This is a genomic window from Lagierella massiliensis, from assembly GCF_001407835.1.
GTDB classification, from domain to species: domain Bacteria; phylum Bacillota; class Clostridia; order Tissierellales; family Peptoniphilaceae; genus Mediannikoviicoccus; species Mediannikoviicoccus massiliensis.
Map to the genome: position 1 here is coordinate 568019 of NZ_CYUO01000004.1, position 15540 is coordinate 583558.

General features: G+C 34.3%; 8 protein-coding genes and 2 pseudogenes. 9 read left to right on the forward strand and 1 reads right to left on the reverse strand.

Annotation, left to right across the window (positions count from 1 at the left end):
* Nucleotides 1–215: 215 nt before the first annotated feature.
* From BN2746_RS02690 to BN2746_RS02725, 9 genes and pseudogenes are all read left to right on the forward strand, one after another.
* Nucleotides 216–845 (forward strand): DUF1819 family protein, encoded by a 630-nt coding sequence (locus BN2746_RS02690; protein ID WP_055078306.1) that lies wholly within the window; start codon nt 216–218, stop codon nt 843–845.
* Between the two features lie 11 nt (nt 846–856).
* On the forward strand, nt 857–1414 hold the full coding sequence (locus tag BN2746_RS02695; protein WP_055078307.1) for a DUF1788 domain-containing protein: 558 nt from the start codon (nt 857–859) through the stop codon (nt 1412–1414).
* Nucleotides 1415–1425: 11 nt separating this feature from the next.
* A complete protein-coding gene (brxC, locus tag BN2746_RS02700; protein WP_055078308.1) occupies nt 1426–4986 on the forward strand; it encodes a BREX system P-loop protein BrxC in 3561 nt (1186 codons plus the stop codon).
* Nucleotides 4987–4996: 10 nt separating this feature from the next.
* Complete coding sequence (gene pglX, locus BN2746_RS02705) at nt 4997–8479, forward strand: BREX-1 system adenine-specific DNA-methyltransferase PglX (protein WP_055078309.1); 3483 nt, start codon at nt 4997–4999, stop codon at nt 8477–8479.
* 12 nt (nt 8480–8491) lie between these two features.
* Nucleotides 8492–11098 (forward strand): BREX-1 system phosphatase PglZ type A, encoded by a 2607-nt coding sequence (pglZ, locus tag BN2746_RS02710; RefSeq protein WP_197273081.1) that lies wholly within the window; start codon nt 8492–8494, stop codon nt 11096–11098.
* Between the two features lie 508 nt (nt 11099–11606).
* Nucleotides 11607–12041, forward strand: coding sequence for a hypothetical protein (locus BN2746_RS02715; RefSeq protein ID WP_148445324.1), 435 nt, complete (start codon nt 11607–11609; stop codon nt 12039–12041).
* A 49-nt stretch (nt 12042–12090) separates the two neighbouring features.
* On the forward strand, nt 12091–12261 hold the full coding sequence (locus tag BN2746_RS09090; RefSeq protein ID WP_004829918.1) for a hypothetical protein: 171 nt from the start codon (nt 12091–12093) through the stop codon (nt 12259–12261).
* 197 nt (nt 12262–12458) lie between these two features.
* Nucleotides 12459–12944, forward strand: a pseudogene (locus BN2746_RS02720) (PcfB family protein).
* Nucleotides 12941–13495 (forward strand): annotated as a pseudogene (locus BN2746_RS02725) (BRO-N domain-containing protein); the annotation flags it as partial. The pseudogenes BN2746_RS02720 and BN2746_RS02725, both read left to right, overlap by 4 nt.
* A gap of 230 nt (nt 13496–13725) precedes the next feature.
* Here the strand turns inward: BN2746_RS02725 and BN2746_RS02730 are convergent.
* Complete coding sequence (locus BN2746_RS02730; RefSeq protein WP_055078311.1) at nt 13726–14802, reverse strand: M42 family metallopeptidase; 1077 nt, start codon at nt 14800–14802, stop codon at nt 13726–13728.
* Between the last annotated feature and the right edge of the window lie 738 nt (nt 14803–15540).

Sequence of the window (15540 nt, forward strand, 5' to 3'; positions counted from 1 at the left end):
GTCTTAATAATTGTACTGAGTTCATCAATTTTTTCTATTTAAGTATTTTAATATGTCCCTGTAGTTAATAAGCACCAGAAGTATGATAAAATAGAATTGTATCAAATTTTTTATGACGCTTCGATTGATTTATAAATTAATACATTACAATATTTAATAATCAGATATATATTTACTAACAATTGGAAAAGTAAAATTTGTTAGGGAGGATTTAGATGGATCAAAATACAAAGACAGCTTTAAGGGCGGCAAGTCCATATAGTGCAGTTATAACAAGAGAACATTTTTTATTTTACGAGGTTCGGACTACTGCAGAGTTACTTAATGAAGGATTGAGTTCTGAAGAAGTGGTAGAACGTATCGTTTCAGAAAACTTATTTCAATATCCAACAGAAAAGTCTTTACGAAGAATGGCTAATGCTTGTTTAAAAAGACTTAGTTCTCTGGAAGATGATTCTTTGATAGAAGCAATTGCAACTGAACCATCTAATGTGGCAAAACAAATTTGTTTGTATGCAATGATGAAACAGTATCGACTAATTTGGGATTTTATGATTACTGTTATTGGTGAAAAGTATAGGTCCTCTGACGATACATATGGAAAGATAGATTTGAATAGCTTTTTTCTACGTTTACAAGAACAAGATGATGGAGTAGCAACTTGGAGTGATTCAACAATTGTAAAATTAAAGCAGGTTATCACAAAAACCCTTGTAGAAAATGAATATTTAGATAATAATAGAGCAACAAAATTAAATCCTGTAACAATTAATTCGTTATTAGAAAATTCAATTAGAGAAAATGGAGACGATGTTGCTCTTGTTGCCTTTAATTGCTTTTCATAAGGAGGACATAATTGGCAGATTTAAAAGAAAGATTAGACAAACTTAGGGCCTTAATGCAAGAATCAGAGTTCCTTGAAAGCAAAGGACTTAGTAACGAAGTAAATATAAGAATATTCTGTTACGACCCTTCCGATGAAATGGTAATAAGGCATTTTATGGAACAAGTTAAGGCTGACCAATCCATGAACTGCAATGTGATTGAGTATAACTTATATGAAGTTTTTTTATCAATATGCGAAGATAAAAGAATTGCAAATGCTATACCATCAATGGAAGAAAAAAAGGGTACAGAATTTATTAGAGTTCAAATGAGCCGAATGGCAAATAATACGGCTTTTGTAAATAAGATGAAGTATGAATCACATGAATTAGGTGATGTAATAGTTATAACAGGAGTTGGAGATGTATTTCCATTTATCAGAGTTCATGATTTATTAAATGCCATGCAGCCAGAATTTCCTGATGTTCCAATTCTGGTATTCTATCCAGGCAATTACGATGGACGAGATGTACAACTTTTTAATCGCCTCAAGAAGAATTCTTATTACAGGGCTTTTAATGTGATTTAGGGAGGATATTCATGATTATTGAACAACTATTTCAAGATGATATTAATCGTAAAATAAATGGCGTTGTTAAAGTAGATCAAGACGCCACTAATGTTCTTGTGCAAGAGCTGGATGAGTATGTTATTACAAAAGATTTAAAGAAACATTTTTTCAACTTTTTCAATAATTACAAAACATCTTTTGATGAGAATACTTCTGATATTGGTGTATGGATTTCTGGTTTTTTTGGAAGTGGTAAATCACATTTCCTTAAGATACTTTCATATATTTTAGCAAATCCAGAAGTTCAGGGAGTTAGCACTGTAGAAAGATTTCGAAAAAAATTTGAAGATGATCCAGAAACCTTTGAACTGATTGAATACGTTACAAAGGGAAATACAGATACTATTCTATTCAACATTGATATTGAAGGACCTATAGAAAAAGACAAAACAGCTGTTCTACGTGTTTTTGCCAAGATGTTCTACAACTACCTTGGATTCTATGGAGAAAATCTTAAAATTGCAAAGCTTGAACAGTTTATTGAAAAAAGTGGAAAGACAGAAGAATTTCATCGTGTCTTTGAAGAAAAGAATGGTGGATCATGGATTGAATCAAGAGATGCATTTGCTTTTTTTGAAGATGATATTGTAGATACATTAAAAGAAGTTCTTGGCATGAGCGAAGATGCCGCAAGAAACTGGTTTAATGGAACTGAAAAAGTTGAGACTAGCATAGCGCAACTTGTATCAGAAATGAAAGAATATGTTGACAATAAACCAGAAGATTTCCGTCTTTTATTTATGGTGGATGAAGTTGGTCAATATGTTGGTGGAGATACAGATCTCCTTATAAATCTACAGTCTCTAATTGAGAAAATTGGTAGTGAGTGTGGAGGTAAGATTTGGGTTGTTTGTACAGGTCAAGAAGCAATAGATGAGATAATTAAGGCCCGTGAAAACGAATTTTCTCGTATTCAAGCCCGTTTTAAAACTAGACTTTCTTTGACTTCTTCTTCAGCAGATGAAGTTATCCAAAAGCGTATTTTGAAGAAAAAGTTAGAAGTAAAACCTTTGTTGGAAGAAGTATATAACAAGAATGAATCCGTTCTAAGAAACCTTTTTAGTTTTACTGATGCATTACTTGATATTAAGGGATATACAGATTCACAAGACTTTAGCCGAAATTTTCCATTTGTCCCTTACCAATTTATCATTATGCAAAAAGTATTTGCTGAGATCCGTAAACATGGAAACTCCGGAAAACATCTTTCTGGAGGAGAACGTTCAATGCTTTCAGGTTTCCAGGAAGCGGCTCAAAAGATAAAAGAAAAAGATGAATACGCATTAGCACCATTTTATCTATTCTACGATACTGTTCACACATTTCTTGACAGCTCCATTCGTAGAGCTATAGAACGTTGTCAAAAAGCAGCAGACAATGGGGATGGTATTGAAGACTTAGATGTCGATGTTTTAAAATTACTTTATCTTATACGATATGTTGATGATATTCCGGCAAACCTTGATAATATAGTAATTCTTATGGCAGATGATATTAGAATAGATAAGATTACAATGAGAGAAACTGTAAGAGAAAGCTTAGATAGATTATTTAACCAGAACTACATTGGAAGAACTGGAGAAACATATAACTTTTTGACTGATGAAGAACAAGACATACAAAGAGAAATTTACAAGAATACTCAAGTTGATACATCTGCAATCGTAGAACGTATTGGTCAGATGATATTTGCAGATATATATACAACAAAAAAATATCGTCATGGGAATTATGATTTTCCATTTGATCAACAGGTAGACAACACCAATATTGGTTCAGTCACCGGTGCAATGAAACTAAGAATAATGACAGTAGCAATGGACCCTATTGAGAAAGGCGACCTTCGTCTTATGACAGAGTCTATTAAACAGGCAATAGTTGTTCTTTCTGAGACTCCTTACTACGAGTCCTTAGAAAAAGCTATGAAAGTTCGTAAATATGTTAAACAGAGAAATGTAGCGCAACTTCCAAAGTCTGTACAAGACATCATACGTCATCATCAAGACGAAGCTACAAAATATGAGTCATCAGCAAAAGAAGAATTAAAGAAGGCCATTATTGACGCTCAGTTTTATGTACATGGAGAGCGTATTGAAATTACAAGTGGAGACGCAAAGAACAAACTTGACCAAGCGCTGGAATACCTTGTTACCAATGTTTACGACAAACTTGGACTTATTACTAAGAACGCCGATACAGACGCTGATATAATAGAAGTTTTACAAGGCGAACATAAAAATGGTGTATTTGAAGGATATGAAGTAAACCATGATGCAGCAGTTGAAATGGAAAACTATTTAGAAATACAGAACCAAAATAAACTTCCTACATCAATGGCAGATGTTCAAAGTCGATATCAAGCTATCCCTTTTGGTTGGAAGGAAATAGACATTGCAGTCGTAGTTGCCATGTTAATCTATGACCAGAAGGTTACTATAAAGCATGGTGGAGAAACCATTCAGCCAGATAATCCTAAGCTTCCAGACATGCTTCGAAAAAAGAGCCTGATAGGAAAGACTTCAATCTCCAAACGTCAAGTTATAAGGGCAAAAACAATAAACGATGTTAAAAATATACTTCGTGATTACTTTGATGTTATGGATGTTCCCGATGATGAAGATGGGCTTGTAAGATTTATTACTGAAAAGTTTGAACAAGAAAAGGTTCACTATGAAGATTTAGATAGGAGATATGATGGTCATAAATATCCTAATCGTAAGCTTGTGAAAGAGTCAATTAAGTTAATAGAAGATATACTTTCACAGCGCAAGGACAATATAGCTCTAATTGAAAAAGTCCTTAAAGAAGAACATAATCTTTTCGACAATAAAGATGATATGCAAAATGTAGAGGGTTTCTTTAAAAATCAAGTACAAGTATTTGATGAAGCCGTTCGCATGGAGAACGAACTTAAAAATGATCAATCCTATCTTATGGCGGAAGAAGAGGCAAATAACGCACTGAATGAGATTCGAAGAATTACCATGTTTGATGTAGGTAAAAATAGTATCTATACAAGCATTCCTAAGTTAAATGGGCTTATGGATATAGTAAATGAAGGTCATGGAAGGCTGCTTAAACAAAAGCAAGATGAAGTCCTTGAAATTATTCGCCAATGTTTAGGAGAGATTCACTCACAATCTCTTGATAAATACCAAGATAAAGTGATTCCTAAAGAAGCTGATAGGTACTATGAAGAACAAAGAACACAAGTAAAAGAACTTCGAAGTATATTATCAATAGATGGGCTTAAATCAAATATTTGGTCATATAAGGATAAAGCAATTCAAAGAATGGCGGAAAAGAAAAAACCTTCGCAACCTTCGAAACCTTCAAAACCAGCTAAAAATCATGAAGATAGCAAAGTAAAACCACCATCTACTAAGAAGTCAATAAACAATGTGTATCGACAAATGCTTTTTGCTTCAACTACCTTAGAAAGTCAAGAAGATATAGATGCTTATGTTGAGAATATAAGAAAAAGACTTACCAGCTATATGGAGGGCTTTGACGGCATCGAATTAATTTAAGGAGACCGTTATGAATAAAAATGCAATAAAAAAATTTGCCACAGAAGCTCGCCGGGAGCTAATCTCCCGCGTGAGCCAGAGGGCACTTAAATATGGGATTTCTAATGAAGAGATAGGAAATCCAAATGACGACACTGTAAATGGATATGTACTCTCCACAATAGAAAAAAAACAGAGAGCCGATTTAATTAAACAGATTAAAGACAAAGGCTATGAACAGGTTATAGAAGAAGTTTCATATACATGGTTCAATCGTTTCTGTGCACTTCGCTTTATGGAAGTTAACGGATATCTTCCTACAAGAGTGCGTGTTTTTACCGATGAGAATAATAACTTCAAGCCACAAATTATGACAGAGGCAATCCACATGGATTTTGATGGTCTAGATAAGGATAAAGTTTTTTTATACAAACAAGCAAACGAAAACGATGAACTCTATAAATATCTTTTGATTACCCAATGTAATGCACTTAATAGTATTTTACCAGGAATGTTTCAAAAGATTTCAGACTATACAGAGCTTCTATTCCCAGACAATCTTCTACGTGACGGAAGTATTATCTCCCAAATGATTGAATTGATTCCGGAAGAGGACTGGGAAGATGAAGTAGAGATTATAGGTTGGCTATATCAGTACTATAACAGTGAAAAAAAAGATGAAGTATTTCTAGATCTTAAGAAAAATATAAAAATTACAAAAGAAAATATTCCTGCTGCAACCCAGTTATTTACACCAGACTGGATTGTTCGCTATATGGTTGAAAACTCACTGGGACGTTTGTGGTTAGAAGATCATCCAAATGAAGAATTAAAATCTAAGTGGAGATACTATCTTGATGAAGCAGAACAGGAAAAAGAAGTTCAAGAACAAATAGACTTAATTCGTGAAGAGTATAAAAAATTAAGCCCTGAAGATATTAAATGTTATGAGCCATGCTCAGGTAGTGGACATATATTGGCATACATGTTTGATGTTCTTGTTGATATTTATATGTCACAGGGCTACAACACGAGAACAGCAGTAAGAAGCATTGTAGAGAATAACCTCTATGGTCTTGATATAGATGATAGAGCAGCTCAACTTGCATATTTTTCTGTAATGATGAAAGGTCGTCAATACGATCGTGGATTTTTCAGACGTGGAATAAGTCCTAATGTATATGCTATAGCAGAAAGTAATCACGTTGACAACTTTACATTAGAATATTTTAGTAAAGGTGACGAAAAATTAAAAGAGGCAATGGATACAATTATTAAAGAGCTATATGATGCAAAAGAATATGGCTCATTAGTAGAAGTAACTACACAGGACTTTGATAAACTTTATTCTCGTTTTGATGAAATCATAGATGATATTGATTTTAATAGAGATGTTGCATTAAAAGAACTGTTGCCATTAGTAAGAACTGCAGAAATACTTTCGAAAAAATATGATGTAGTAGTTACCAACCCACCATATATGGGAAGTTCTAATATGAACTCAAAGCTATCTGATTATGTTAAAAAGAATTTCAAAGATAGTAAGAGTGATTTGTTTGCCGTGTTTATTGAAAAATGTGGACAAATGACAAAATTAAATGGATATCAAGCAATGATAACACAGCATGCTTGGATGTTTTTATCAAGTTTTGAAAAATTGCGTATTAAAATTCTTAATACGAATATTTTAAATATGGCACACCTTGGGGCACGAGCCTTTGAAGAAATTGGTGGCGAAGTCGTACAAACTACGAGTTTTGTAATAAGAAAAAGTCATATTGAAAATTTTAAGGGTAGGTATTGTAGACTTATTGAACCAACGAGTCAGCAAGGAAAAGAAGAGATGTTACTCGCAGGTAAGAATCGCTATTCAGCAGACCAGTCCAACTTCTCCAAAATCCCCGGCTCTCCTCTGGCGTATTGGGTGAGTGATAGTGTTCTTTCGGATTTTCAGCACATGTCATTGGGAACCGTCGCACCTACGAAAAAGGGATTAGATACTGGAGAAAATGATAAATTTTTACGCTATTGGCACGAACCTGCTTTTTATCGCCTTGGTATCGGTTATGATTCGAGCGACTCTTTTACCAAAGAAAAGAAAAAGTGGGCTCCACATGATAAAGGTGGCGATTTCCGTAGATGGTACGGAAATAAAGAATGGATTATTAACTGGGAGAATAATGGGTTCGAGTTACACCATTCAAAAGCAAATTTGCGTAGCGAAAGATTTTATTTTCATAAGGCTATAACATGGGGAAGTCTTTCTTCTGGGAATATTAGCTTTAGGTATAGCGATTATGGTGCTCTTTCAAATACAGCGGGTTCATCTATATATCCAGAAGAAAATGTTTTTTCTATACTTGGATTTCTCAACACGAAGGTTACTCAATACTTATTAGACATTATCAGCCCAACTCTGAACTACAGTGCTGGACCTATATCTCAAATTCCTGTTATTGATGCTTGCAATACTGATGTAGCTACTATATCCAGTCAATGTGTAGACTTAGCTAAAGCCGATTGGGATTCCTTTGAAACATCATGGGACTTTAAACATCATTCTATTGCACGAGAAGTTCCTACCATCACCGAAGCCTTTTACCAGTGGCAGAGTGAATGTGACGATCGTTTCAATCAGCTAAAAGCCAATGAAGAAGAACTGAACCGAATATTTATCGATATCTATGGCCTTCAGGATGAGCTTACACCGGAGGTGGCTGATAAGGATATTACAGTGTACCGGATATTCGACAGCAAGGAGGATGTGCCGGAGAGCATGAAGGGTAGCAGGTATATCCGCATGAAAGAGGACGAGGTTGTTTCCTTTATTTCCTATGCGGTTGGCTGTATGTTTGGCCGTTATTCCCTTGATGTTGATGGCCTTGCCTATGCTGGTGGAGATTGGGATGCTTCCAAGTATTCTTCATTCGCTGCGGATAAGGATAATATTATTCCCATTAGTGACGATGAATATTTTGAGGATGATATAGTCGGTCGCTTCGTAAAATTCGTGGAAGTAGTATATGGAAAAGACACGCTGGAAGAAAATCTGAACTTCATTGCTGATGCTCTTGGTGGTAATGGTCAGCCAAAAGATGTTATCAGAAAGTATTTCTTAAACGGCTTCTATAAAGACCATTGCAAGATGTATCAGAAGCGCCCGATTTACTGGATGTTTGATTCTGGAAAGGAAAATGGATTTAAATGTTTGATTTATATGCATCGTTATGAGCCTGATATTATTGCTCGTATTCGTACTGATTATGTACATGAACAACAGTCCCGTTATCGTACGGCTATTTTAGATTTAGAAAATCGTATTGAAAGTGCAAGTACAAGTGAAAGGGTTAAGCTAAGTAAAAAGCTTAAGACATTAAATGAGCAAGCTGAGGAAATTCTTAATTATGAAGAAAAAATTCATCATCTGGCTGATCAAATGATATCCATAGACCTTGATGATGGAGTTAAGAATAATTATGCTATTTTTAAAGATGTTTTAGCGAAGATTAGATAAGGAGGTTGAAGCATGGCAAGAATGGATTTAGATACAATAATCCAAGATTTAAATAATAGATTTGCTGAGCCTCTACCGGAATTTTATAAGCGTCGTATAATCTTTTGGCATGACGAAGATAGAGAGTTTGAGGATAGCCTTGATGAGATTTCTCTTGATAATGCTAAGTTGTTGGTGCTTAATGGCTCTAATAATTTCATAGCAAAGAAGCTTTTGAATGTGGATGATAAGACTAACAACTATTTAGTCTATAATCCAATTTCTTATGAGTCACAAGAGGATAATTGGCTTTTAAATATTGAACTCTATAGTGAGCAGTTTAGGGCAGATTTAATTTCTATTTGGATAAATGAAATGGATCTTCCTGCAAATCCAACATTTCGTAAGCTTGTAAAGTTCTTTAAGAAGTTTTTTGGCGCTCAAAACAGAAGAAAGGCTTTTAAAAAGCTTTCTGATGGAATAACTACTGCATCACAAATGCATCTTGCAGTTATGGCTACTATTTGTGGTTGCAATGATATCAAACCCAACAGTATTATAAAAAATGTGATTATTGCAGGTATGGATATGGAAACGAACCAGATATACAAAAATCTTGTAAATTATGGTGCTGATGAAGCTTTTTGGGAAATGGTTAAGCAGGGTAGTGGTTACTTTGAAGGAGAAGACTCGACAATTGAGAAATTGGTAACTCATATATTGCTTACAGCTACCTCAAGAACACTTAGAATAGATTATTTATCTGATATTGATAGTTTTATTTCTATTCCTCATCAGGCTTGGTGCTATGAATTTGTATCTGAATGGATTGTAGGGGATAGGAGTGATGAACTTTTTGAAATTCTAAGGATTGTTGAACAAGAGATTGTGCTTAGTAATAGGTTCAAGAAGATACCTCTGAATGACTTGAAGGACACTGAAATATTTCCTTGCATTAATGAATGTATTCTTTTGAAGCTTATGACAGACATCAATAATGACGTTATTGATGTGGATATGATTACTGATATGGTGGAAAAACGTCGTACTTTAGCGTGGTTCGATGAAGTTCGATGCTACTATGAAGGAATTTTTAAGTTAGCAAAGATGCAGAAATTTTTTGTTGATCACTCTTCAGGTTTTCATACTGTGGATCCAAGAAAAATTTGGGAAGAGTATAGGGAAGTGTATTACAAAATGGATACTTATTATCGTGAGTATCATTTAGAGTTTTTAAAGAGCTTGAGTGTAGGAAATGAAAACTTAGATGATCTTTTTAAGCAGGTAACTGAAAAGGTAGAGGGACTTTACACTCACTGGTTCCTTGGTGAGCTTGGGAATAATTGGTCTAATGCTTGCGCAGAGGAGCTCAATGAATATGGGCATATTTTAGAAATACCACAACAGGTGGATTTTTATAGACAAAATGTAGAAAACGAGGATAATCGTGTATTTGTTATTATATCAGACGCACTTCGTTATGAAGTTGCAGCATCTCTTGCTGAACAGCTTCGTAGAGAAACTCAGAGTAAAGTTAATCTAAAATCATGTGAGGGGATTTTTCCTACTGTTACAAAATTTGGGATGGCAGCTTTACTACCCCACAAAGAGTTATCTATTACCGAACGTAACAATGGTATGTTGCAAATATTGGCAGATGGCATGTCTACAGATGCAGGTAATAGAGAAAAAGTGCTGAAGGCTACAAATAACAAAAGTGTAGCATTAAAATATAAAGATATTTTGCCGATGAAACGTGCAGAACGTAGTGAATTGGTTAAGGGAATGGAAGTTGTTTACATTTATCATGATAGGATAGATGAAGCTAGTCATACTTCTGATAGAATGGTGTTCTCTGCATGTGATGATGCAATTGAAGAAATTAAAAATATGGTAAGAATAATCCGTAATGAATTTGGTGGGACTCGTGTTTATATTACTGCAGACCATGGATTTCTTTATACCTACAGCCCTCTATCTGAGGAATCTAAAGTTGATAAGACAACACCAAATGAAAAAGATGTAGAGATTGATCGCCGTTACTTGATTACTCACAAGGGAGAAAACCCTGAATTTTTATTGCCAGTAAAATTTATGGACGATAAATATGATGTATTTGCACCGAGGGAAAGTGTTCGTATTAAGAAAAAAGGTGGGGGATTGAACTTTGTTCATGGTGGCATAAGCCTTCAAGAGAAGGTAGTTCCTGTTATAGAGTATTATTATCTACGTAATGACTCTAAAACCTTTATAAGGAATAAGGGGAAATATGAGACGAAACCAGTTGAGGTTGGGCTTCTTTCATCAAGTCGTAAGATTAGCAATATGATATTTTCTCTAAACTTTTACCAAAAGGAAGCAGTAGGTGATAATCGAAGAGCTTCTAACTATTTATTGTATTTCATCGATTCAAATGGGAAAAAGATAAGTGATATAGTAAAGATTATTGCAGATAAAACCAGTGATGATGGTCAAGAGAGGGTGTTCCGGTGTGGTTTCAATTTAAAATCACAAAATTATGATAATAGAGAAATTTATTATTTAATCATTGCAGATGAAACAGGTGAACAAATACCTCAAAAAGAAGAGTTTCAAATAGATATAGCATCTTCAATAGATGATATTGACTTTTTTAGTTAAAGCAAGGCGCATATTAAGCACAACTTAGTATGCGTTTTTTTATTCAGTATCACAGTAAAGTATGGTAGAATATATTTAATTTATTTTATGACATCAGGAATTGGAGTTTATCTGGTGCTTTAAGAGGCGGTTATGTTTGGAGTTCACTTGTAGAAAAAGAATATGATTTTAAGTATTATATTGGGAACGACTTTGTATATGGTGTTAATACGAGTGATATAAGTGATTAGAAATGAGATGTTGGAAGTGGGAAGTAAGGAACAAAAAAGCTTTGTTTTTTTAAAAAATTTTGTCTAAGTGCCTTAAAATGTTATTAAGGTATAGCCTCGCTTCGCTCGGAGATGTTTCGACTCGCTGTCGCTCGCTCAACATGACAATACTAGGCTTTACATTTCTAGTAAGGAAAAAGACGGGTCGCCTTCTGACACTTTTCTGTCGAAAAGTGAAACGAGATCGACATCTGACTGAAGAGAAGCGTGAAATGAGAAGTTGGAGGAGAGGAGTAAAATTGCTAAAAATAATTATTTTACTAATTTTTATTACAATATCCATAATAAATTATCGTCACAAGAGAAAAAATATCGTAACCGTAAAGAAACAGCCGATTATACTTTTTGGCATAGCTTTGTTTACAGTTATAACAAGCTACATTTGCTATAGATTTGACAATTCAGTTTTAGGATATCTTATTGTTCTGTCGGCTGTGGTTTTAGCTTGGACTGTTGCTTTTTATCCTGGAATCACAAAAGATGGAGTTAATATTTTTATGGGAAGTACACCAATTATTACATTTGCCAAATTTTCAGAGATTAAAAAAATTGATATTGTAGAAAATAAAGATAATGTTAAATTAAAAATAAATGTTTTTGGGAGTATATTTAGTCAGGTTTATAGATTAGAAGATAGAGATAAAGTAATTGAGAAAATAGAAAAGAAGAAATAGAGATTAGATGTTTTTATAAAATCAGAATTTGACAATTTGGAGGAACGAAATGTTAAAAGGAATAGGTTATCTATTATTTGGTATAGGTTTAGGTTTTATGTCTCCTAAATTTATCAAGCAATATAAAAAAGACAAAAACATTGAAAATACACTTGAAGTTATTGGAGTTTTATTATTAGCAGCTTCAAGCATTCTTTTAGGTGTTTTGGAATTTATGTAGAATTATAAATCCCAGTTTGCCAGATTAACAACTAAATAAAAATTAACAGAGTAACAGTAAATCAAAAATGGTTTACTGTTTTTTCTTTGCTCAAAAATAGAAAGAGAGGAACACAGAAAATGAAAAGCATAGAAGAAAAATCCATCAAGAGAAGTTAAGAAAATACAAAGAGTTACTTTTATATGGAGGTGGAATAGATGATTAATGAAGAAGTATCCAGGTCAAGTCTTAATCTTGAAGTAAGACTTGCAAAAGCAACAAGTAAAGCAATTCTTGATGCCTTAAAGAAAGTACACAAGCAAATAGAAGAACAAGGAGGTTTGAAAAATGTAATAAAAAATAACGGAGAAGAGGTAAAACTAAAAGATATGGTTAAAAAGGGACAGTTAGAAGAAATTAATCTAAAAGATCCTGAGTTAAAAGAACTAAAGAAAATTTTAAATAAACACGGAGTGAAGTTTTCTGTTATGAAAGATAAGGAAACTGGTAACCACTCTGTGTTTTTTCAATCTAAGGATATAAAGGTAATGGAACACGCCTTTTAAAAAGCAGTTAAGGCTTCTGAAAGAAAGGCCGATAGGAAAGATTCAATAACGAAGACTATAAATAAATTTAAGGATATGTCTAAGGACACCATCAGTAAAGATAAAGTTAAAAACAAACATAAGGAGCAAAGCTTATGATAAGTAATTTAAAAACATTTGAAAATAAGAATTTTGGAAAACTCACTGTTATAGAAAAAGACGGTGAGTTTTTCTTTATAGCAAATGAAGTAGCAACTATGCTAGGATATGTCAATCCAAGAAAAGCTGTTTATGACCATGTAGATGAGTAAGATAAGGGTGTAACGAAATGGAACACCCCTGGAGGAATACAGAATATTTCAATAATTAACGAATCAGGATTGTATTCACTTATCCTTTCATCAAAACTACCACAAGCAAAAATATTCAAAGCTTGGGTAACTAGAGAAGTCTTACCAAGTATTAGAAAAAATGGAGGATATATAGCTGGTCAAGAAAAGAAAACTAACGAAGAGCTACTTGCAGATGCAATTCTTGTAGCCAATAGAATTATTGCTGAAAGAGAGGAAGAAATTGAGGAATTAAGACCAAAGGCAGATTATTATGACAAATTAGTAGATTATAACCTACTTACAAACTTTAGAAATACTGCTGGTGACACTTTCCTGACGGAAAGAGAGATTCTTCGACTACAATTTTTACTTCGTAAAAATTTCCGCTCAGAATGACATGATGTGGGTAGAATCGCTATATTAGAAGTAAAATATGCTGTCGCTGTCATTGTGAATGGAAAAATCTTGGACACTTCCTTGTAGAAAGAAACTATCCGATATGGACAAAGTAATTCAAAATTTAAAATTATAAAAGCATTGGATATCCTCTGCTTTTTTTATTTAAAAAACAAAAACTTGCCAGCAAGTTAATGCCGGCAAGAAGAAATTTATTTTTTCAAAATCTTTTTAATGTTCTCGTCGTTTAGGTTTTCAATTACCTTTATTGCCAGGTCAACTGCAGCTTCAAAGTCTGAAAGTCTGGCAAAGTTGTAGTGGCTGTGCACAAAGCGAGATGGAACGCCTAAAACTAAAACTGGAACTCCTTCATTTGAAAGGTGGATGGCTCCTGCATTTGTTGATCCTGCTCGTCTAATGGCTGATTGGTAGATAATATTATTTTCTTCCGCTAGGTCCTTGGCAAGTTTTATATATTCTGGATTTCCAATATAGGATTTGTCAAAGTGGCGAATTTGAACGCCCGCTCCCAGAACTCCTTGAGCTTGTTTTTTTGCAAAGTACAAGTCGTCAGCTGGGGAACCTTCAAAGACTATGGCAAGGTCTGGTTTAACTTTTTGACTTGTGACTTTGGCTCCTCTCATGCCAACTTCTTCTTGGGCAGCAAAGGCTCCAACTAAGTTTACATTTAAGTTGTCATTATCTTTAAGTCTATTCATTGTTTCCACTATGCATGCACAGCCCAGTCTATTGTCAAAGGCTTTACCGCGAATTAGGTCGTGGGTCTTGTCGTATCTAAAGTCTACTATGGGAGCTACCGGTGCTCCTGGTTCAATTTTAAAGTCTTCTATAACTTCTTCATAGGACATGGCTCCAATATCTATAAATATTTTTTCTATGTCTAAGGGACGGTCTCTTTCCTCTTTAGTCATAAAGTGGGGAGGGGTTGATCCGGTTATCCCTTCAATTATTTTTCCATCTCTATTTCTAATTCCAACAAGGTGGGCAGGAACATTTGTAAGTACCCAGCCTCCTAAAGGAACGATGGCTAAAGTTCCATTGTCTAAAACACTTTGAACCATAAATCCAACTTCGTCAGTATGGGCGTCAAGTTGCACTGTAAAATTTTTCTTTTCAGGGTTTTTATACTTTGCATAGACATTGTTCATTGAATCATTTTCTACGTCAAGGTTTTTTAAGTACTTTTTTAAAATTTCTAATAGGTCTTCTTCAAAGCCTGAAGGCCCAAAGGCTGTTGTCAATTCTTCTATTAATTTAATTTTGTCCATAAGTCCCTCCAATTTATAAATTCATTATAGCTTATTGGTGGTTTGCTCTCAATAGAGAAGATATTTCATGATGTAGTGGTTGTCACCTTTGGTGACACTTTCCTGACGGAAAGATAGGTCGCCTTCTGACATTTTCTTTCAGAAAGTGAAACGAGATCGACATTTGACCTACAACGAAGACTTCGTCTTCTGTTAGGTCAAGAATTCTTCGACTCCCATTTTTACTTTGTAAAAATTTTCGCTCAGAATGACAGTACGGAGTGTTTTTCTTCGTCTGAGAAGAAGTATAATGAAGCCTTTTGACAAAAGGGAAGAGTTTTGAGTAGAAGTGAGAAATGAGAGATTTGCATGATGTGGTAGTTGTCACCTTTGGTGACACTTTCCTGACGGAAAGAGAGGTCGCCTTCTGACACTTTTCTTTCAGAAAGTGAAACGAGATCGACATTTGACCTACAACGAAGACTTCGTCTTCTGTTAGGTCAAGAATTCTTCGACTCGCTTACGCTCGCTCAGAATGACAGAATGGAGAGTAACGACTTCGAACTGAAAGAATCTCTCGTAACTGTCATCTTGAGCGGAAAAATTCCAGAGGAATTTTGGAGTCGAAAGATCTCGTCTTTTCTTCTATTGCTTTTACTCTTTAATTGACAACTTTGCCAAATGGTTGTATAATCGAAAAAATTACTTTTATTATTTTATATAAAATTATACGATTTTTTTATTTCACAATAGAGGGGA